The following is a 20901-nucleotide window of genomic DNA, read 5'->3' as shown; positions in this document are numbered from 1 at the left end:
TTAAAATAAATTCGGCGCCCAAAGGGCGCCGAATCTTTTTATAAAAGTTGGTAACTTGTACCGTCTCTGCTGTCTTTTAGCTCAATACCTTGCTCCAAAAGCTGATCTCGAATCTGATCTGATAGATCAAAGTTTTTCGCTTTTCTAGCTTGATTTCTTAGGTCGATAAGAACTTTTAAAGCTTGGTCTAGTTTTTCGCTATTATTTTCTTCAACATTTTGTAAACCCAAAACTTCGAAAACAATATCATGGACAAACTGCTTTAATGAATCCAAATCAGTTTGGCTAATCGTTTCTTTTTTATCTTTAATAGCGAATATTGTTTTAACAATTTCGAAAAGATTGGCGATAAGAATTGGACTGTTAAAGTCGTCCAATAAAGCATCAATAACTTTAGTTTTTAATTCTTCAACATTAATGCTCGACGTCGCTGAAGCTTCCAAGTTATCCAAAGATTTTACGGCTTCCATCAATCTATTAAAGCCTTTTTCACTAGCAAGCATCGCCTCATTAGAAATGTCTAAAACACTTCTATAATGCGCTTGCATAAAGCAAAATCTCAACACACTTGGGTGGAAAGCTTTCTCAAAGAAATTATTATTTCCTGTAATCAATTCCATTGGAAGAATATAGTTGCCCGTTGATTTTGACATACGTTGACCATTCATCGTTAGCATATTCGCATGCATCCAATATTTCACAGGTTCTTCACCATTGCAAGCTTTTCCTTGTGCGATTTCACATTCGTGATGCGGGAATTTAAGATCCATTCCGCCACCGTGGATGTCAAATTGATTACCAAGATATTTGGTACTCATCGCCGTACATTCGAGATGCCAACCTGGGAAACCTTCTCCCCAAGGCGAAATCCACTTCATGATATGTTGTGGCGACGCGTTTTTCCAAAGTGCAAAATCTTGAGGATTTTTCTTTTCGTGTTGTCCGTCTAGGTCACGTGTGTTGGCAAAAAGCTCTTCGATATTACGACGAGATAATTCGCCGTAGTTAAGTCCTCGTTTATTATATTCTAAAACATCAAAATAAACAGAACCATTACTTTCGTAGGCAAAGCCTTTTTCGATTAGTGTTTTGGTTAATTCTATTTGTTCAACAATATGTCCAGTTGCGGTTGGTTCTATGGTTGGAGGCAAAAGGTTGAATCTCTTTAGAACATCATGAAAATCGACAGTGTATTTTTGTACAATTTCCATTGGTTCTAATTTTTCCAAACGCGATTGTTTAATAAATCGGTCGTTGTTGATGTCACCATCATCCGTCAAATGCCCAGCATCGGTAATGTTGCGAACATAACGAACTTTGTAACCCAAAAACATCAAGCTTCGGTAGATGAAATCAAAGGACAAAAATGTTCGGACATTACCCAAGTGTACATTGCTGTAGACAGTTGGTCCGCAGACATACATCCCAACATTTCCAGGTAAAATCGGTTCGAAAATTTCCTTTTCTCCAGTTAAGGAGTTGTATATTTTAAGTTGCATTGTTTAGTTTTAAAAGATTTTAAATTCAAAAAAATAGTGATTGTTTTAACGTGAAATTTCCTCAACAACAAATAATTGTCGTGATGAAAATTTTACTTAATACTTTTTTGAATTTTATCATTATTAAATATGTTCTAGATGATGGTTAAGATGATCAATATAATCTTGTATCAAAAACTCTAAAGTTACAATTCTTTGTTCATTTTTTGAAGTGTCACAAGTTTTTAATAAAAATTCTTCTGGGATATTTTCAACAACGTTGACGATTTGCAAGTTCAAAGCTTTCCAAAGATTGACGATGTTTTCAATTGGAATATTCTGATAATTCTGCGCTTTTACCCAAGCATTTTGATCATAGACGATATTTTCGTTTTCTTTATATTGTGTTATGACAAATCTCCTAATATTGGTAAATGCGCTGTCACAAAGATGTCCAAGGATTTCTTTTTTTGACCATTTATTATCCGCTATTTTAAAATTCCAATCCTTTTCTGTAATGGAATTAAAACGCAAAGTTTGCTCTTCAACAATATTTTTTAAGATTTGAAAATCCATCTTAATCTAACTTTGCATGACTTCCTACATAATGTAAGAACTCTTGACGCGTGATTGGATTAGTACGGAATATGCCACTTAATTCTGCTGTAATTGTTGAACTCGCTGTGTCTTTAATGCCACGGCAATTAACGCAAAGATGTTTTGCATCGATGATACAAGCGACATCTTTTGTTCCTAAAGCCAGCTTTAAAGCATCCACAATTTGCATGGTTAATCGTTCTTGCACTTGTGGTCTTTTTGCGTAATAATCTACAATTCTATTAATCTTGGAAAGACCAATCACTTCACCATTAGAGATGTACGCGACGTGCGCACGACCAATAATCGGTAAAAAATGATGTTCGCAGAAAGAGTATACCGTAATGTCTTTTTCAACAAGCATTTGACGGTATTTGTATTTGTTAGAAAAAGTCGAAATACCAGGTTTGTTCTCAGGAAGAAGACCTCCGAAAATTTCATTGACATACATTTTGGCAACACGCTTTGGCGAATCTTTTAGAGAGTCGTCTGTCATGTCAAGTCCCAAAGTTTGCATAATCTCCCCAAAAAGTCCTTGGATTTTTTCAATTTTTTCGTCTGGACTTAGTGCAAAAGCATCTTCTCGAAGTGGTGTATGTTCTTTACCTGTGAAAAGGTCATCGTCATTATCAAAATGTTCCGTCATTTCTAAAAACTAATTATAATAAGCAAAATTAGGAAAAATTATACTTTTTGTGACTAAAAGCATCGCCTTATTAAAATTTTATTGTAGCTTTAGTATTATAAAAGTTTCAAAATATTAAACACGCTGATAATCTTTTGGTTGTGTTTTTATGCTATTGAGATGATAAAATTTAATTATTTTGAATTGAATTTTTATATATTTGCACCAAATTAACATTAATTAAAATTAAATACTATGTCAGACATTGCATCAAGAGTAAAAGCTATCATCGCTGATAAGCTTGACGTTGAAGAAACAGAAGTGACTCCAGAGGCTAGCTTCACTAACGATTTAGGAGCAGATTCTTTGGATACTGTAGAATTGATTATGGAATTCGAAAAAGAATTTAACATTCAGATTCCAGATGATCAAGCAGAAAAAATTACTACTGTAGGTCACGCTATCGCTTATATCGAGGAAGTAGTTAACAAATAATATTTTCTAACGAATTAATTAGAAATTATAAAAAATTATATGGAATTAAAAAGAGTAGTTGTTACAGGTTTTGGTGCCATTACACCGATAGGAAATAATGCGAAAGAATATTGGGACAGTCTTGTAAAAGGTGAGAGCGGAGCCGCTCCCATTACTCTTTTTGATTCCACTAATTTTAAAACAAAATTCGCTTGCGAAGTCAAAAACTTTAATCCTTTGGATCATTTTGACAAAAAAGAAGCGAAAAAAATGGACAGAAACTCACAATTCGGTCAAGTTGCAGCGCGCGAAGCGATTGCACATAGCCGTATTATCGAAGATTCTGTTGACAAAAATAGAGTAGGTGTTATTTGGGGATCAGGTATTGGCGGACTAGAAACTTTTGAAACAGAAGTTGTTGGTTGGGCTAATTCTCAAAACATTCCTAGATTCAACCCATTCTTTATTCCTAAAATGATTGCTGATATTACGCCAGGTAATATCTCAATTGAGTTTGGATTCCATGGTCCTAACTATACAACCGTTTCGGCGTGTGCTTCGTCGGCTAACGCACTTATCGATGCAAGAATGCTTATCCAACTAGGTAAAGCTGATGTAATCGTGTGTGGTGGATCGGAAGCTGCAGTTACGGCAAGTGGTATGGGTGGATTCAACGCTTTGATGGCGCTTTCTACAAGAAATGATGATCCTAAAACGGCTTCGAGACCTTTTGACAAAGACAGAGATGGTTTTGTATTAGGTGAAGGTGCAGGTTGTATCATTCTTGAAGAATACGAACACGCTGTTAAAAGAGGCGCAACGATTTACGCAGAATTAGCTGGTGGTGGACTTAGTGCAGATGCACACCATATGACGGCACCACATCCAGAAGGATTGGGCGCTTATCTTGTAATGAAAAATTGTTTAGAAGATGCAGGACTTACTGCTAACGATGTAGACCATATCAATATGCATGGTACATCTACGCCGTTAGGAGATATTGCAGAATCTAGCGCTATTGCAAGATTGTTAGGTGAGCACGCTTATGATATTAACCTTAATTCTACCAAGTCGATGACAGGTCACCTTTTGGGTGCAGCTGGTGTTATTGAGGCTATTGCAGCAATTGGAACCATTATCCATGGTGTGATTCCACCAACGATTAATCATTTCACAGATGATGAAAAGATTGATTCTAGACTAGACTTTACTTTTAACAAAGCTGTCGAAAAGGATGTTAATGTTGCGATGAGTAACACATTCGGATTCGGAGGACATAATGCTTGTGTACTTTTCAAAAAAATCTAGGTTATTATGGAGTTGAAGAAGTTACTTTCTAAATTCCTAATAAAAAGAAAAACAAACGGACTTTCTCAAAGGGATTCCAAATTTCAAAAGGAAATCACTAACCTTGTCGGCTATCAGGTTAACAATCTTGAGGTCTTTCGAGAAGCTTTTTCGTTGAAAGCATCTGGTCGAAATTCTGAGAAGAAAAACTATGAAAGACTTGAGTTTTTAGGTGATTCGGTTTTAGGTTCGATAATTTCGTGTTATTTGTTCCAAAGGTATCCTGATGCTAATGAAGGTTTTCTTACACAGATGAAGTCCAAAATTGTTAATCGAAAAAACCTTAATAAACTCGGAGACGAACTTGGTTTGCCTAAGCTTATTTTTGCAGATAACAGTGTTACCTTAAGTGAAAATATTGCAGGGAATCTTTTGGAGGCTTTTGTCGGCGCCTTATTTTTGGATGTCGATTATGAAGCTTGTAAAAAGATTGTTTTGGAAAAGTTATTACCTCCAGAAGAGATTAACAAACTCGAAAACAAAATTATTAGTTACAAAGGCTTGTTGCTAGAGTGGAGTCAAAAGAAAAAACTTTCTATACGATACGAAACTTGTGAAGAGCATTTAGTTGGCAAGCAGATTGCATTCCGTTGTAATGTTTGGTTAGAGGACGATAAGATTGCAAATGCATCGGAATCTTCTAAGAAAAAAGCGGAAGAAAAAGCAGCGCAACGTGCTTTCTATATGTTAAATAAAAAAGAGCAAATCATTGAAAAGCAAAAAACTATTTCTTGATTTTGAAGAAGAGGAATGCATCGAGGTTGGATTGATGCGTATTGCTAGTAATTTGCCACATTCAGAAGTTTTTTATCACCTTAATAATCATAACACATTTAACCTAAAAAGAGCAACAGATATTGTTCTGCACGGTGTGTACAATGATTATCATTTCGAATGTTTCGAAGCTTATGACAAGTCTAACAAAAATTGTTGGAAACTTGTCTCTAACAAATCTGTTTTTACGGAAATTAAAAAAGAACAAAGTCAGCTTTTTCAAGATGAAGAAGATGTGAAATTTCTATTAAATGATCAGCATGATGTTGACTATATTGTTAAATCATCAGATTCATTTGCAGATTTTTCAGTAATTTTGCTGCCGGAAAAATTGTTCTTTCCAATACAAGAGTTTGAGTTGTCTGCGGATACTGAGCTCTATCAAATAATTCAATATTATGAATAAGAATTTAAAAAAGACGAAAATCATCGCTACACTAGGACCAGCATCATCCGATAAAGATGTTATGATCCAAATGGTGAAAGCGGGTGTTGATGTTTTCAGAATAAATTTCTCACATGCCGACTACGATTTGGTAAAACGAAATGTAGAAATGATTCGTGAGATTAACCAAGAATATGGCTATTCTGTGGCTATTCTTGGAGATTTACAAGGTCCAAAACTTCGTGTTGGTGTTGTTAAGGAAGGTTCTTTCCTTAATCCTGGTGACGTTTTAACTTTTACAAACGAAAAAGTTGAAGGCGATTCTACAAAGGTCTATATGACTTATGAGAAGTTTCCTCAAGATGTTAAAGTTGGAGAAAGAATCCTTATTGATGATGGTAAGTTAGTTTTAGAAGTTATCGAAACCAACGAGAAAGATACAGTTAAAGCTAAAACCATCCAAGGTGGACCTTTGAGTTCTAAAAAAGGGGTTAATCTTCCTAACACAAATGTTTCGCTTCCTGCCTTAACGGAAAAGGATATCGAAGATGCTAACTTTATGTTAGATTTGGAGTTTGATTGGATTGCATTGTCATTCGTTCGTCATGCACAAGATATTAAAGATTTAAAAGTTTTAATAGAAAACCATCCAACCAACAATCTTAAAACACCAATTATCGCGAAAATTGAAAAGCCAGAAGGTGTTAGAAATATTGACGAAATCCTTATCGAGTGTGATGGATTGATGGTTGCTCGTGGAGATCTTGGTGTTGAAGTTCCGATGGAGCAAGTTCCAGTTATTCAGAAAAACTTGGTGCATAAAGCGAGATTGTATTCTAAGCCTGTTATCATTGCGACGCAAATGATGGAAACGATGATTACAAGTCTTACACCAACAAGAGCAGAAGTTAATGACGTTGCAAACTCGGTGATGGATGGCGCAGATTGTGTGATGCTATCAGGAGAAACTTCTGTTGGTAAATATCCAGTTGACGTTATCAAAAATATGACGAAGATTGTTAAAACAACTGAAACGACACATCTTTACGCAAAACAGAATGTGCCTTTAGAAGAAAAAATCAATTGTGTTGATGACCGTTTTGTAACAGATATGGTTTGTCGTTCGGCAGTTGATATTGTTAGAAATTCTGGAGCAGAAGCAATTATTACTTTGACTTCTTCAGGTTATACAGCTTTCCAAATTTCGGCACACAGACCAGATGCACATATTATCGTATTTAGTTCTAATAGACGCGTTATTACAATGCTAAATCTACTTTGGGGTGTTAGAGCTTTCTATTACGATATGCAAAAATCTACGGATGAGACGGTAATTCAGGTTAATATGTTAGCACATAATTATGGTTTCGTAGAGCAAGGTGATTTCGTTATCAACCTCAATGCGATGCCAGTACATTATGGTGGAAAAACCAATACGTTGAGATTAACAACAATATAAATTAAAGCCCCAATTTTGGGGCTTTTTTCTTAAAATATCCTAAAGCACGTTAATCCGCGTTAAAGTTGTTTTAGATATTACTCAAAGTTTTATTTTTGAAAAAAAACTATTTGAGACTACTTTTATTTTTTCTATTCATTTTTTCGAATTTAATATTTGGGCAAAATCAGATTTCTGGTATTGTTCAGACAGAGAATGGCTATCGAGTTCCAAATGCTATGCTGGTCAACACTGTTACAGGCAAGAAGTCTTATACTAACAATGTCGGTGAGTTTTTTGTGGCAGCGGAGGCAGGTCAAACGATTCGAGTTTTAAAAGATCATTACGATCGGCAAACGATTAATGCGGAAGCAGGCAAAACTTATGTTGTTACATTGGTTAAATCACTTGAAGAAATCGAAGAAGTTACAGTGTCCAACATAAAGGTGACAGGAAAAATCGATGATGCTAATAGATTGAAAACAGACGACAGTGCGGAACGTCTCCGTAGGGAAGTTGGTACGCCAAAACCTCCAGAGAAACCTCGTGAAAAAGCACCAGAAATGGTAAATGATGTTTTGTTGCCTTTATTGACAGCTAAGCTCAATATCGATGGATTGTATAAAGTTTTATCTGGAAGGTCGCGACAAATGAAGACGCTTTATCGTTATGAGGATTCTCAAGATGATATGAGGTGGATCAGAACTAGGATAGATGCTTCCTATTTCGAAAGCGCTGAGATTCCTAAAGATCAGGTTAACGCATTTTTAAATTTTATCATGGCAGATCCCGAAGTTGCGCGTTATGTAAAAGCCCGAAATGAAGGCGGATTGATTGTTACCATGGAAAAACATATTCCCGAATTTCTAAAACGTATTAAAAAAGATTAATCTAGAGTTTTTGTATTTTCTAAATTGCTTATTTTCATTAAATTGCATTGGCTAAAGTTTGATTTTTACTTTAAACAAATACATTTTTGATGAAACTCTATTTTAAAATTAAATATGAAACCAAACTTGGTGAGCGTCTCGTTTTACAAGTTCTAATGAAAGATTCTCTTTGGAAATCTCATAATCTTCATGGTGAAAATACTTTTATTTGGCAAGGAGAAGTCGATTATTTTTCAAAAGAAATTTCTTACAAATATCAGGTTTGGGATAAGGATAATCAGCTTTGTCACGAAGAGATTGTTCCTCATCAATTGCATTTGGGATATAGTTTCAAAGAATATCAGATTTTTGACACTTGGAATAACAAGAACTTTCCTGAGAATTATCTCAACAACAAAGTTTTTAGAAACAAAAAGAAAGATTTTGTTCCTGAGAAAACTAATGTCCGAAAAAAACACAGCCATCTTTTCAGAATCGAAGCGCCTCTATACAATCCTAATTGGAAGATTTTATTAATTGGAAGTATTCCTGAGTTAGGCGCTTGGCAATATAATGAAGCATTGGCGCTTAAGGAAGTTGATTATGGTATTTGGGAAATTGGCGTAGAGGTTTTTTCTCAACAAGATTTTGAATATAAATATGGTATCTACGATGATGTAACCAAGAAAGTAGTTTTCATCGAATCGGGTGCCAATAGATTAGCATCACCCAATTTTAATTCTGAACTTCTCAATGTTAACGCTGACCATTATTTTGTATTTGATGATGCGCGGCTTTGGCATGCTGCTGGTGTGGCAGTTCCGATATTTTCTTTGAGGTCGGATGAGGGTTTTGGCGTTGGAGAGTTTTCGGATTTAAAACTTTTGGCAGATTGGTCAAAATCTACAGATTTATCAATTATTCAGATTTTACCAATTAATGATACCACAGCCAATCATAAATGGACTGACAGTTATCCTTATGCAGCTATTTCGGTTTATGCTTTGCATCCACAGTATTTGCGTGTTGATGCTTTGGATTTTCCAATTGCAAAGGCAGATTTGGAAGCTTTTAATGCTTTGAAATCTGAATTAAATCAAAAATTAAATGTCGATTATGAGCGCGTAATTTCTGAAAAATGGAAAATTATCAGTAAAATCTATAAAGAATATGCATCAGCGATTCTCAAGGATAAAGCTTTTAAAGCTTTTTATAAAGAGCAACAAGATTGGTTGATTCCTTATGCTGCTTTTTGTGTTTTGAGAGATCGATACAAAACGCCGAATTTTAATGACTGGAAGACACACAAACGTTATGTAGCTGGTAAAATTGCAATGATGTTTGATCCTAAACATAAAGATTATTCTTCGGTGATGTTGCATGTTTGGGTACAATATCAATTGCATCTGCAATTGACAGAGGCTGTTAATTATGCTCATAGTTTAGGGATTTCTTTTAAAGGTGATTTGCCAATAGGCATCTTCCGTTATAGTGTTGACGCTTGGACGATGCCAGAATTATTCGGATTAAACTTCCAAGCTGGTGCACCACCTGATTTATTTACTGAGTTGGGGCAAAATTGGGAATTTCCAACTTATAATTGGGAAGCCATGAAGCTCGATAATTATGCTTGGTGGAAAAAGCGTTTTGCAGCTTTGGAGCGTTATTTTGATGCGATGAGAATTGATCATATTCTAGGCTTTTTTAGAATTTGGAGAATCCCAATAGAAGCAACGCAAAGTGTTTTGGGATATTTTTATCCTGCTATTCCGATTTCCAATGAAGAGTTAAAAGCCAATCATATCGATTTTGATGAAGATCGTTTTTGTAAACCTTACATTACAGAAATTATTTTGGAACGTACTTTTGGTGAAGATTCGGAAGTTGTTAAATCTCATTTTTTTGAATTAAATTCTAACGGACGTTATAAGTTTAAATCAGAATTCGATACCCAACGAAAGCTTAGTGAAAGTTTTAAAAAACAATCTTGGGATTGGAAGGAAGAAAAACTTCTCGCCTTGGCAGCTAATGTTTTGTTTATTATTGAGACAACTGAAGATAGTAAAAATGTTTATCATCCAAGGTTTAATATGGAAAAAACATTGTCGTTTGCAGATTTACCAGAATGGGATCGAATAAAGTTAGCGGAGATTTATCATGATTACTTTTATGTCCGTCAAGATGTTTTATGGTATAAAAGTGCCATGGAAAAACTTCCAACTTTGTTGAGTGCTACTAAGATGTTGATTTGTGGTGAGGATTTAGGATTTGTACCTGATTCAGTGCCAGTTGTTATGGATGAGTTAGCGATTTTGGGTATGAAAGTCCAAAGAATGTTATTTGGAAAGAATTCCTTTTATGATCCTCGTAGTGCAGCTTACCTTAATGTGGTTACAACTTCAACGCATGACAGTTCTACCTTGCGACAATGGTGGCATGAAGATCGCAATTTAACACAGACTTTTTTTAACCAGTATTTTAAGCAATATGGCACTGCGCCTTGGGATTTGTTGCCAGAGTTTTCGGAAGAAATAATTAAGCAACACTTGGCTAGTAATGCAATGTTAGCAATATTCCCAATTCAGGATTTGCTAGGGACGGATCAAAAACTTGTTAATGAAAATATGGAAAACGATCGTATTAATAATCCTGCTATTTTTCCATATTATTGGTGTTACAGAATGCATCTTAATTTGGAAGATTTAAAAAATGAAACTTCATTTAATCAAAAATTATCTAACTGGGTTAAAGACTCTCGAAGAAAATAATATGCTGATAATCAGTGTTGAAAAACATAAAAAAAGTTAAAAGTCAAACGTGCTTTTAACTTTTTTCGTTTTAGAGAATCATAGAGTTAAACAAAATAATTTGTTTTGCTAAAACCACGAGTTATGAAAAAATTGATTCTTGCAACGATGCTTATGTTTGGCAGCTTTGCGTTTTCACAATATTATCAAGATACATATCCAGACTATTACGGTAACGAATATTATGATAGTCAATACAGTTATCCTGATGATTATTATTACAATTATCCTACGGATTATTATCCAGAAGATTATTACCAAAACTATTACAACGATTACAGAAATAGTATTGTAAACATCAATTGGAATGGTTTTTTTAGAAACTATAGATTGTCACCTTGGCAGATACAAGCGATTATTAATCTTAATAACAGATTCCCATCCTTTATGGCTTGGAACTCTTATTACGGAATGAATCCTGATCGTTGGTACTATGATAGATTTTATGCATTGGAAAGAATCCTGGGGCCGCAAGTCTTTGTAGTGTATCAGAAAAATTATTACAGAGGTCTTAGCCCAATTGTATATTTCCAAAACTACAGAACTAATTATTATGTGGTTAATTATCACATTCGTCCAAAATATAGAAATGTTGATATTGTAAGATATAGAGTGGATCGTTATAACCTAAATGATACTTGGAAGTCAACACGAAATGTGGCGATGATTGATACTAAAGCAAGCAGTATTCGTAATGCATCAGGTGTTAGAAATCAAAGCATGATTAATGATAATGCTAACAACAATATTAGAAATTCGTCAAGTGTTAGAAATCAAACAAGCATCGCAGAAAATACAGGAAATATTAGATCTGGATCTTCAGGAATTAGAAATCAATCGCCGATGATTTATGAGTCAAGCAGCATCAGATCAGGTTCGTCTGGAGTTAGAAATCAAAGCATGCAAGAGAATTCTTCTAATGTTAGAAGTAATGTGAGAAATCAAAATATGCCATCAGAATCTTTTCCTACTGGTGGTGTTAGAAATAATCCTGTGAGAAATACAGAATCTGTACGTTCTTCTGGGATAGAAATGAGAAGTAATACGAGAATGTCTTCACCAAGTTTTGAAACAAGAAGTTCAGGTGGTAGAGAATCTCAAAGAGATAATGCTGGAGGTATAAGAAGTTCTAATTCTGGAACTTCAAGAGGTAGGTAAGTTTTTTAGTGTTTGTGTTATTTTGGAAATGGAGGAAGTTTTTTAAACTTTCTCCATTTTATTTTAATTATGAATGGATTGAATTTAACAAATTTTAATATTTTTTGGTTTAACTTTAATATTTTAAGCGAATCCAAAAGATGAATTTAAAAACAAAAATAAATTAACGTAAAATTTTAAAGCAATGAAAAAATTAGTATTAAGCCTAGCATTCGTCGTAGTTGGATCTTTAGCATTCGCACAGCAAACACCAGATATGCAAAGTAAGAAAAACTATCAAGATCATCAACAAGAATATCTTAACCAAATGAAATCTAGCCTAAATCTTAACGATGCTCAGGTTGCCAAAATAAAAGAACTTCAAGATAAAAGAAAAGCTGCAAAGATGGCGCAAATGAAAGAGCAACGTCAAGATATGAAAGCGAATATGGAGAAGAATAATGATGATATGAAGCAAATTTTAACACCAGATCAATACACGAAATGGCAAGATATGAAGAAGCAAAAAATGGCTGAACGTAAAGAAATGAGAAAGGAAAAAATGGAGGTGAAGAAATAATTGAAATGCAAAATCAAGAAGTAGGAGTAAGCGAAGTTTACTCCTATTTTTTTTGTTAAATAAAGTTAAATATTTATTATATTTGAGCATACAATAAAAATATTATGGTTACGGAAAAAATTATTAATCTTATCAACGAACAAATTACTAAGGAGCAATATGCTGCACAGTTGTATCTGTCGATGTCAGCTTGGTGTTATGCTCAGGATTTGGAAGGTATTGGAAATTACTTTAGAGTACAATCTAAAGAGGAATTGATGCACTCTGATAAGATGTTTGATTATATCAACAATATCGGAGGCAAAGTTGTTTTAGGAGCTGTTGACGCTCCGCCACATGACTTTAAAGATGCTGAAGAAATTTTTGAAAAAGCATTAGAACACGAAAGATTGGTTACGAAAAGTATTTTTAATATCGTTAAAGCTGCAACTGAGGAAAGTGACTTTGCAACAACAACATTTTTGCAATGGTTCGTTAACGAGCAAGTTGAGGAAGAAGCAAGTGCTTCACTTTTGGTAACAAAGATTAAACGTGTTAAAGATAATCCGTCAGCAATGTATCTTTTCGATCAAGAGTTGGCGCAACGAGTTTTCACTCCTGATAACGGAGCAGCATAGCTGTTAGACAACACACACTACACCACATCACAAAATGATTAAAAAAATGATACTAACTACAGCTACAATTAGCTGTAGTTACCTTTTTGGGCAACAATATATGTTTAGCAGTATTTCTAACGAACTGAAAAAAAATGCTAATACAGTTGTCCGAAATGATAGCAAAGTCTACACAATTTCTTCTTTTGATAATCTAAATATCAAGTTTAACAAAGCAACGACGATTCTAAATAAAGCTGGAGAGAAAAACTCTTTTGTCGCTATATATTACGATAAGTTTGAAAAAGTTAGCAACATCAAAATCAAAGTTTTTGACGAGTTTGGGAAACAAATTAAGACTTACTCTAAGAGCGATTTTCAAGATGTAAGCAGTACGGGATCGTCTGGTCTATATACGGATGATCGTGTTTTGTATCTACAAGTAACTAACACCAACTATCCTTATACGATTGAAGAAAGTTATGAGATGAATACTTCTAACACAGCTTTTATTCCTGAGTTTGTTCCTTTTCGCTCCACCAACATTAGCCTTGAAAATGCTGAACTGAAACTAATCAATAAATCTGGTGTTAAACTTCGAAAGAAAATTAAGAATACATCAATCGCAAACATTAAAGAACAAGGCTCCGATAACGATTTTAGTTTGTCCTTTACAAATGTACCTGCACTAAAAGAAGAAAAATATTCTCCAAATATTAACACGCTATTACCTCGCGCAGAATTTTCTTTAGAAACTTTTAGTTTGGCTGGAAGAAAAGGTGATTTAACAAATTGGAAAAGTTTTGGACTTTGGTATAATACTTTGCTAGAACCGGTTTCGGTGGTTACGCCAGAAATTCAAAAAGAAGTTAATGATCTCAATTTGCAAGGTTCGGTTTCTGAAAAAGTGAAAACGCTTTACCAATATATGCAAAACAAGACGCGTTACGTTAACGTAGCAATTGGTATCGGAGGATGGCAGCCTATGCCAGCTGATGATGTGCGTCGCAAAGGTTATGGTGATTGTAAAGGTCTTACCAACTATATGCGTGTTTTGCTGAAAGCGGCTGGTATTCCTGCGTACTATGCAATTATTTATTCAGATTTTACCCCTAAAAAGTTTGATCCGGATTTTCCAAAAATGGCGGGCAATCATATTGTTTTGATGGTTCCTACAGAGAAAGGGAATATGTGGTTGGAGAATACTTCGCAAAAAATTGCTTTTAACCATATTGGAATATATAATACCAGTCGAAATGTACTATTGATAAAAGAAGATGGGATTGAGCTGATGGATACGCCAGTTTATAAAACTGAGGATTCTAATGAAAAATTAAAGTTAACTGCAAAAATTTTGGAGGATAATTCTCTTACAGGGAACGCTAATTTTAATTATTCTGGAGGACTTTATGATTTTATGCTCGGAATGTCGAATGATACAACTGATGAGCAGAAAAGTACTTTGAAGTCCATGTTTTCAAATCTAAAATTTGAAGATTTAGCAATAAAAAAAGTTGATAATAATAGAGATTCTGCGGATATCAATCTGGATTTTGGGTTTAAGGCTAGTAATTATTCTAAGAAAATGGGCGAGGATTTATTCTTCGGTGTTGTTCCTTTTAGCCAAACAGGATTCTACATCGATAGCTCGGAGGAGCGTCTTAATCCTATCGAAATTCCGTTTGCTTACCATGATCAATACGAGATCGAATATGAGCTTCCACAAAATTTTAAAATTGGAGAACTTCCAAATGCTGTTAAATTGACGTCTGACTTTGGCGAATATCAACTTGCTGTTAAGCAAAAAGATGGAAAATTAATTGTGGAAAGACAATTGAAGCTAAACAAAATGCTGTTGCAACCCGACCAAATGAAAGCTTATCAAGAATTTAGGAAAAAAATAAATTTTAACGATAACACTAAAATCTTAATTACAAAAAAATAATACAACTGATTAATGAAAAAAACTATATTATTAACTTCTATGTTGTTGGGAGCTTTTCTTTTTGGACAACATAAATTCTTAAATCTGCCAAAACTAGATCAAGCTGATGTGGCATCAACAGTAAGTACGATGGATGCCAAAGTTCCAGCTGAAGTTCTGTATGATTCTCATCATTTTTTAATTGATACCAATGGCTTTATGACCATTGAAGTTATCAAACGTGTTAAAATTTACGACAAAACAAAAGCGGAAGAATTTCTTAATGTTGAAATTCCTCTTAAGATAAAAGGCGGTGATCGCGAATCGGTAAGTGGTCTTAAAGCGACGACATATAATCTAGAAAATGGGAAAGTTGCTGCAACAACGGTTGACAAAGAATCCCGAATAAAATCTAACGAAACCAAGAATGTTGATATCCTGAAGTTTGCTTTTGCAAATGTTAAAAATGGCTCTGTGTTAGAATATAAATACAAACTTAGCACACCATTTTATTATGCTATTCCTCGGGTGATGGTAGAATCTGCCGTACCTGTTAGATATTTCGAATATGTGTTTGATATGCCAATTTACTTGGGATATAGTATCAATTATCAAGGGAGCTTAGCACCAACGTTTCGTGATGTTAGTCAAAAAGATATGTATGGTGGAGATTACAAAACAGTTAGGTTTGCGTACGAAAATGTTAAAGCTTATAAGGATGAAAAATATGTTTATAATATAGACAATTATCGCACCGCTATTCGTGCTGAGCTGGCAAGTACAAATTTTCCTATTACTAGTAAAATGGGAAGTATTAGTGGTGGTTTTAAATCTTATACTGTAACTTGGGAAGATCTTAGGAAAACCATTCTTAATGAAGATGATTTTGGTGTAGAATATGGAAAAATGGGAGCTGTTAAAGATATTCTGCCTGCTGAAATCAAATCTATTGCCAACGAAAAAGAACGTGCTGATGCGATTTTAAAATATGTTCAAAAAAACTACACTTGGAACAAAAAGGTTACAGGTTGGAGTGAAGATGGAATTAGAAATCTTATTTCAAAAAAAATTGGTAACTCTGCGGAGATTAATCTTTTGTTGACGATGCTTATGAAAAGTGCGGGGCTTAAAGCAAACCCTGCAATTATGCCAACCAAAAAAAGAGGTTTTCTAAATTTTAATGCACCTTCGCTAACACAAATTAATTATGTTCTAACAACAGTTGAGATTGGGGGAAAATTAACACTTTATGATGCAACTAGTAAATATTCTGCAGCTAATGTCTTGCCTTCTCGCGCTTACAATTATTTTGCATATTTGATAAGGGATAAGGAAGGTGTACAGATTAATGTATTGCCAGATGGTAAAAGTTCGACTATACAGGTTGCTAATGCAAGATTCAATGTTGATGGTACTATTTCTGGAGATTTTTCTGATACCGATGCAGTACTATACGCTTTGACATCTTCTGAAGCTTATAATAAAGATGCAGATCAATACTTTAAAGATTATAAAGAAAATTACAAGTTTCCGATTGAGAATATGAAAGGAGAGCAAATGGAAAATGGAACGTTTGTAACTAAGTTCAATTTTAATTCGGATAATTTTGTTGATGGTGTAGGTGGAAAATTTGTATTTAATCCTTTGCTGTTCTTGTTTAGAAAAAATCATGATTTTGATCAAGAAGATGCACGTCGATCACCCATAGAGATGCTTTCTGGTTATGACAGAATTAAAAAAGTGACTGTTGAACTACCAGACGGCTATACATTTGAAAACCTTCCTAAATCGAAAAAATTTAGAAGTGAAGATAGTTCTGTTGTCTACAGTTATGTTATAAAACAAGATGGAAATAAATTGACTGTTGAGTCGACAACTTCAGTTGAAGATTCCATTTATCCTGAAGCTTATTATCCTGTATTCAAGCAGGTCTTCGATAATATAACTAATATGGAAGCACAGGTTGTTACCGTGGTTAAGAAAAAATAAAACAAAAAAAAGGTTTAGAATTTCTAAACCTTTTTTTTATTTTATTAAATGTAAATAACTTCTGTTTCTAGTACTGTCTTTCCTAGCTTTTCAAGAGCTGATTTGTATTTTTCTACTTGTTGTTGATCGGCATCTTTTGGGCTTCCCGTTTTGAAATCAATGATGATAAAACCTTTGTCAGTTTCGATAAGCCTGTCAGGGCGCAGTACTTTGGTTTCAGAATTTTCGGAAAGCATAATATCACGTTCGCTGATCACTTTCAAATCTTCGGTGAAGTATTTGCTGTATTTTTCTGAAGTGATTATTTCTAAAATTCGGTTCTCGATTTCTATGCGCTCATCAGATGTGAAAATCCCTTCTAGTTCATATTTTTCTAAAACTTTCTTAAGGTCACGATTTGATTTTATTTTTGAAAGAATTTCGTGTACAAAAATTCCCAATCTCACTTTTTCAACTCTTGTTTGATAATTCTTACTTGGTGTTGCAATTTTGATTGCATCATGATTAGTGCTTTCCCCAGTGATACTAGAAATAGAAAGCTTTTCAACGCTATTTTTAGTTTTGTGAATTTGCTTTTTTAACTCAGATTCTTCGATTGGATAAAGATCAAAAGAATCTGATTCTTCATCATTAATTACTGGTTTTTTCGTGTTAATAAAATCGATGATTTCTAGATGATTACTCGATTTACTTGGCTTTTCTAAGTATAAATAAAATTGCTCTACTGCTCTTGTTGTTGCCACATATTGCAAACAATATCGATCAATTTTGTTTTTGTATTGATTCTCATCATTAAACGCAAACATTGTGGTGTCATATTCCAAAAGCTTGGCATTGAAACCAGAAATATTTACCTTTTTTAATTCGTCATTATTTCCAAGATCAAACCAATCCGAAAACTTTGCGTCTTTGTTTTCATTTCGCATTGGTAATAACACAACTGGAAACTCTAAACCTTTTGACTTATGAATCGTCATCATTTTAATAGCGTCAATGTTTTCGCTGGCTTGTATACTTAGGTTGATGCCTTCCTCATTCCAGTATTTCAGAAAATCTTTAACGGTTGCTCCCGCATTTTGTGTGTAATTAAACAACATTTCTAAAAAATTGAGTAAGAAATCAACTTCCTTATTTTCAACAGAAAACTCTTTTACGAAATGTTCGATATAATTATAAAGATTAAGATTTAGTATGTCCTCTGAACTTAGATCTAAATTATATTTCGTTTTTAAAAGCTCGTTTATAACACCGAAATTTTTAGTTTCAATAAGTTCTGATACTTCTGTGGTAAAGTCTTGGATATGGATTCTTCCAAGATGATTCAGATTGTACAACATCTTAATGAAGAATTGGAAATTTTTAGGATTTGCTTTCCAATTCAAAAACTCGATTAACGCTTTTATGGTATAAGATAAACCAATTGTAAGACCACTCTCCGAGATACTTTTAATGTATTGCTCTTTATTTTTGTATAGAACCAATTGCTGTCCAAGCAAATTCGAAAAATTAAAAATATCTGAATTTCCGCGACAAAGAATACAAATGTCAGAAAAGTTAAAACCATTATCAAGGCAACTTTGGATGTCGTCTTTCATTTTTGAAACCGCTTCTTGATAATAGATTTCTTTTTTATCATTGTCGATAAGATTGACGCGAACACGACCTTTTATTTTTGATTGTGCAATTTGAGTTGCAGATTCTCCGAAAATATATTGATGAATATCTTTCAAATTGCTTGACATGTGTTGGTAGAGCTGATTGTTGAAATCGACGATGTTTTGTGCACTTCGCCAATTGTGCTCCAAAATCTGAACATCTGCTTTTTTAGCAACTTCTTCTTTGTTTGCAATAATGTTGAGCATAATTTCGCTATCACCACCACGGAAACGATAGATACTTTGTTTGGGATCTCCGACTAAACTAAAGCTGGTATTGTCGCTTGCAATAGCATTGTCACGAAGTGGTTTGAAGTTTTCCCACTGCATAATAGAAGTATCTTGGAACTCGTCAAAAAAGAAATGTTGAAATTGCGTCCCAACCTTTTCATAAATAAATGAGGATGGTTCTGACCGAAGATTTTCGTTGATCAAAACATTGAATTTTGAAAGAAGAACGAGGTCGTTTTCTGTTTCAATATCCTTTAATTTATTTTGAATATCCGCATTGACTTTAAGAGGTAACAAAGCGTCTAGTATTTTTTTATCACGCTCCGTCAAAATATATTTCTTAATCAGCTCAAGTCGTTGCGCTTTTAACTGTGGTAAAATATTTAGGATTTCTGTCTCCTTCTTTTTGCCTTTTGCTGATGCGCCTTTTTCGAAGTTTTCATTTGCTTTTACTTCACCACTTGCAGGGAAAGGAAAAGAATCTCGTTCTTCCTTGTAGTATTTGTCAACTTCAAAAAAGAACTTTGCGATCCCATTAGATTTTCCGCCTGCAAAATCATCAATCGAAAGATCTGCTGCTTCTAGATTTTGAATGACTTCCTTTGCTAGCGTGCGAGATTGGATTTCATTGTCCTTTATTTGTTCTCTTAGTTGTGATTTTTTACGATCGTAAGCATCCCATTCGAAGTCTTTATTTTCTGATAAGGCTTCGTAATGTGTGTCGCTAATAAATGTTTTTGCAGCGTCGTATAGATTTTTGTTGATGTTAACTTTAGTTTCGTTGTCAAGACCATAGTTAACATAATCCATGAAAGCTTCAGAAATCTTTTGGTCATCGCCGATTTCGTCTAAAAGTTGATCGACAGCTTCGATAAGAAATGGTTCCGCGTTAATTTCTAAGTTAAAATTTTGCGCAAGTCCTAATTCGTAAGTGAAACTTCTTACCAATCTAGAATTAAACTTATCAATCGTACCAATATTTAAAGTTGAGTAATGATGAAGTATGTAGTCTAAAATTTGCTTAGCACGTTCGTGTAGGTCTTCAATGCTAATATGATTACCTTCTTCATCCAGTTCTTTTTTTATATTATTAAGATCTTGATTCTCTCCAACTTTGTCTTTAGAAAACTTAAACAGCCATTCCAGAATCCTTCCTTTCATTTCGTTGGCTGCCTTGTTGGTAAAGGTTAAAGCCAATATTTTACGAATACTATCTGCTTGATTCGGATATCTAAGACAAATTTTAAGAAGGTTTTTTACGAGGCTGTATGTTTTGCCAGAACCCGCCGAAGCATTGATGACTAAATAAGAATTTTGCATTCATGGAAATTTGCTACAATTTAGGGCAAAGTTCTGCATCGTCAAAATTTAGTCTTCTATATTATATATAAGTTTGAAAGATTTTCGATGGTGGATTGTTGGTCCGTATTTCATTAAAGCTTGTTGGTGAACTTTGGTGCAATATCCAAAGTTTTTATCCCATCCATATTCGGGAAAGTCTTTTGCAAGTTCTATCATAAGATTATCTCGATAGTTTTTTGCAATAATGGATGCAGCAGCAATGGAAACAAATTTGGAATCACCTTTAACAATACAATGGTGGGGAATGTCGTTGTAAGGATGGAACTTGTTACCATCGACGAGGATTAATTCTGGTTTTGTTTTAAGCTGATCTAGAGCAAGATGCATGGCGTGAATACTAGCTTGCAAAATGTTATGTTTATCAATGAATTCTGGTGAAAGTTCGGCGATTGCAAAGCAAACTGCATTTTCTTTTATATAGATATCGAGCTCATTTCGCTGCTTAAATGTTAATTTTTTAGAATCTTTAATAAATTTTTGGTTAAAATTTTGATCAATAATAACGGCTGCCGCAACCACTGGACCACAAAGACATCCTCTTCCAACTTCGTCGCAACCTGCTTCTATAAGGCTGTTTGAGAAACTTTTAGCAAGCTTAATTTCAGTATTCATTTAACAAAGTTATCGATAAAT

At 34.1% G+C, this 20901-nt stretch carries 17 protein-coding genes; 12 read left to right on the top strand and 5 right to left on the bottom strand.

What is annotated here, in order from left to right; translation table 11 throughout:
- Nucleotides 1-38: 38 nt before the first annotated feature.
- From cysS to folE, 3 genes are all read right to left on the bottom strand, one after another.
- Nucleotides 39-1499, bottom strand: coding sequence for a cysteine--tRNA ligase (gene cysS / locus Q1V95_RS04780; protein ID WP_300670946.1), 1461 nt, complete (start codon nucleotides 1497-1499; stop codon nucleotides 39-41).
- Between the two features lie 123 nt (nucleotides 1500-1622).
- A complete protein-coding gene (locus tag Q1V95_RS04775; protein ID WP_300670945.1) occupies nucleotides 1623-2054 on the bottom strand; it encodes a DinB family protein in 432 nt (143 codons plus the stop codon).
- A gap of 1 nt (nucleotide 2055) precedes the next feature.
- Entirely contained in the window at nucleotides 2056-2721 is a 666-nt protein-coding gene (gene folE / locus Q1V95_RS04770) for a GTP cyclohydrolase I FolE (RefSeq protein WP_300670944.1), read from the bottom strand.
- Between the two features lie 234 nt (nucleotides 2722-2955).
- On the opposite strand from folE, the gene Q1V95_RS04765 reads away from it, so the two are divergent.
- The 12 genes from Q1V95_RS04765 to Q1V95_RS04710 all read left to right on the top strand — a co-directional run bounded on the left by Q1V95_RS04765 (nucleotide 2956) and on the right by Q1V95_RS04710 (nucleotide 17020).
- Nucleotides 2956-3195, top strand: coding sequence for an acyl carrier protein (locus Q1V95_RS04765; protein ID WP_002976354.1), 240 nt, complete (start codon nucleotides 2956-2958; stop codon nucleotides 3193-3195).
- A 39-nt stretch (nucleotides 3196-3234) separates the two neighbouring features.
- Entirely contained in the window at nucleotides 3235-4482 is a 1248-nt protein-coding gene (gene fabF / locus Q1V95_RS04760; protein WP_300670942.1) for a beta-ketoacyl-ACP synthase II, read from the top strand.
- Nucleotides 4483-4488: 6 nt separating this feature from the next.
- Complete coding sequence (gene rnc, locus Q1V95_RS04755) at nucleotides 4489-5256, top strand: ribonuclease III (RefSeq protein WP_300670941.1); 768 nt, start codon at nucleotides 4489-4491, stop codon at nucleotides 5254-5256.
- A complete protein-coding gene (locus tag Q1V95_RS04750) occupies nucleotides 5231-5701 on the top strand; it encodes an IPExxxVDY family protein (protein WP_300670940.1) in 471 nt (156 codons plus the stop codon). Before rnc ends, Q1V95_RS04750 begins: the two co-directional genes overlap by 26 nt.
- Nucleotides 5694-7139, top strand: coding sequence for a pyruvate kinase (gene pyk / locus Q1V95_RS04745; protein WP_300670938.1), 1446 nt, complete (start codon nucleotides 5694-5696; stop codon nucleotides 7137-7139). Before Q1V95_RS04750 ends, pyk begins: the two co-directional genes overlap by 8 nt.
- A 110-nt stretch (nucleotides 7140-7249) precedes the next feature.
- Nucleotides 7250-8008 (top strand): hypothetical protein, encoded by a 759-nt coding sequence (locus Q1V95_RS04740; RefSeq protein ID WP_300670936.1) that lies wholly within the window; start codon nucleotides 7250-7252, stop codon nucleotides 8006-8008.
- 89 nt (nucleotides 8009-8097) lie between these two features.
- Nucleotides 8098-10755, top strand: coding sequence for a 4-alpha-glucanotransferase (locus Q1V95_RS04735; RefSeq protein WP_300670934.1), 2658 nt, complete (start codon nucleotides 8098-8100; stop codon nucleotides 10753-10755).
- 123 nt (nucleotides 10756-10878) lie between these two features.
- Nucleotides 10879-11952 carry a hypothetical protein gene (locus Q1V95_RS04730; RefSeq protein WP_300670932.1) on the top strand — a complete coding sequence of 358 codons (1074 nt, stop codon included), beginning with the start codon at nucleotides 10879-10881 and terminating at the stop codon, nucleotides 11950-11952.
- Nucleotides 11953-12136: 184 nt separating this feature from the next.
- Nucleotides 12137-12511 carry a hypothetical protein gene (locus tag Q1V95_RS04725; protein WP_300670931.1) on the top strand — a complete coding sequence of 125 codons (375 nt, stop codon included), beginning with the start codon at nucleotides 12137-12139 and terminating at the stop codon, nucleotides 12509-12511.
- A 104-nt stretch (nucleotides 12512-12615) separates the two neighbouring features.
- A complete protein-coding gene (locus Q1V95_RS04720) occupies nucleotides 12616-13128 on the top strand; it encodes a ferritin (protein WP_300670929.1) in 513 nt (170 codons plus the stop codon).
- Between the two features lie 46 nt (nucleotides 13129-13174).
- The gene (locus Q1V95_RS04715; protein WP_300670928.1) at nucleotides 13175-15052 is read left to right on the top strand and encodes a DUF3857 domain-containing protein; all 1878 of its coding nucleotides are present in this window, start codon (nucleotides 13175-13177) and stop codon (nucleotides 15050-15052) included.
- Between the two features lie 12 nt (nucleotides 15053-15064).
- The gene (locus Q1V95_RS04710; protein ID WP_300670921.1) at nucleotides 15065-17020 is read left to right on the top strand and encodes a transglutaminase-like domain-containing protein; all 1956 of its coding nucleotides are present in this window, start codon (nucleotides 15065-15067) and stop codon (nucleotides 17018-17020) included.
- 44 nt (nucleotides 17021-17064) lie between these two features.
- On the opposite strand, the gene Q1V95_RS04705 is transcribed toward Q1V95_RS04710, so the two are convergent.
- Nucleotides 17065-20226 (bottom strand): UvrD-helicase domain-containing protein, encoded by a 3162-nt coding sequence (locus Q1V95_RS04705; protein WP_300670918.1) that lies wholly within the window; start codon nucleotides 20224-20226, stop codon nucleotides 17065-17067.
- 48 nt (nucleotides 20227-20274) lie between these two features.
- Nucleotides 20275-20868, bottom strand: a complete 594-nt coding sequence (locus tag Q1V95_RS04700; protein WP_300670979.1) for a ribonuclease HII — start codon at nucleotides 20866-20868, stop codon at nucleotides 20275-20277.
- Nucleotides 20869-20901 lie beyond the last annotated feature (33 nt).

The sequence above is a fragment of the Soonwooa sp. genome (assembly GCF_030151385.1).
Taxonomy (GTDB): domain Bacteria; phylum Bacteroidota; class Bacteroidia; order Flavobacteriales; family Weeksellaceae; genus Soonwooa.
Note: the sequence above shows the minus strand (reverse complement) of the source record. Positions and strands in the feature narration are given on the sequence as shown.

Coding starts and splice junctions, on each gene's coding strand:
- Q1V95_RS04725 (WP_300670931.1), top strand. CDS start 12,137: ATGAAAAAATTAGTATTAAGCCTAGCATTCGTCGTAGTTGGATCTTTA.
- rnc (WP_300670941.1), top strand. CDS start 4,489: ATGGAGTTGAAGAAGTTACTTTCTAAATTCCTAATAAAAAGAAAAACA.
- Q1V95_RS04765 (WP_002976354.1), top strand. CDS start 2,956: ATGTCAGACATTGCATCAAGAGTAAAAGCTATCATCGCTGATAAGCTT.
- Q1V95_RS04775 (WP_300670945.1), bottom strand. CDS start 2,054: ATGGATTTTCAAATCTTAAAAAATATTGTTGAAGAGCAAACTTTGCGT.
- Q1V95_RS04715 (WP_300670928.1), top strand. CDS start 13,175: ATGATACTAACTACAGCTACAATTAGCTGTAGTTACCTTTTTGGGCAA.
- Q1V95_RS04730 (WP_300670932.1), top strand. CDS start 10,879: ATGAAAAAATTGATTCTTGCAACGATGCTTATGTTTGGCAGCTTTGCG.
- fabF (WP_300670942.1), top strand. CDS start 3,235: ATGGAATTAAAAAGAGTAGTTGTTACAGGTTTTGGTGCCATTACACCG.
- Q1V95_RS04720 (WP_300670929.1), top strand. CDS start 12,616: ATGGTTACGGAAAAAATTATTAATCTTATCAACGAACAAATTACTAAG.
- Q1V95_RS04710 (WP_300670921.1), top strand. CDS start 15,065: ATGAAAAAAACTATATTATTAACTTCTATGTTGTTGGGAGCTTTTCTT.
- cysS (WP_300670946.1), bottom strand. CDS start 1,499: ATGCAACTTAAAATATACAACTCCTTAACTGGAGAAAAGGAAATTTTC.
- Q1V95_RS04705 (WP_300670918.1), bottom strand. CDS start 20,226: ATGCAAAATTCTTATTTAGTCATCAATGCTTCGGCGGGTTCTGGCAAA.
- pyk (WP_300670938.1), top strand. CDS start 5,694: ATGAATAAGAATTTAAAAAAGACGAAAATCATCGCTACACTAGGACCA.
- Q1V95_RS04735 (WP_300670934.1), top strand. CDS start 8,098: ATGAAACTCTATTTTAAAATTAAATATGAAACCAAACTTGGTGAGCGT.
- folE (WP_300670944.1), bottom strand. CDS start 2,721: ATGACGGAACATTTTGATAATGACGATGACCTTTTCACAGGTAAAGAA.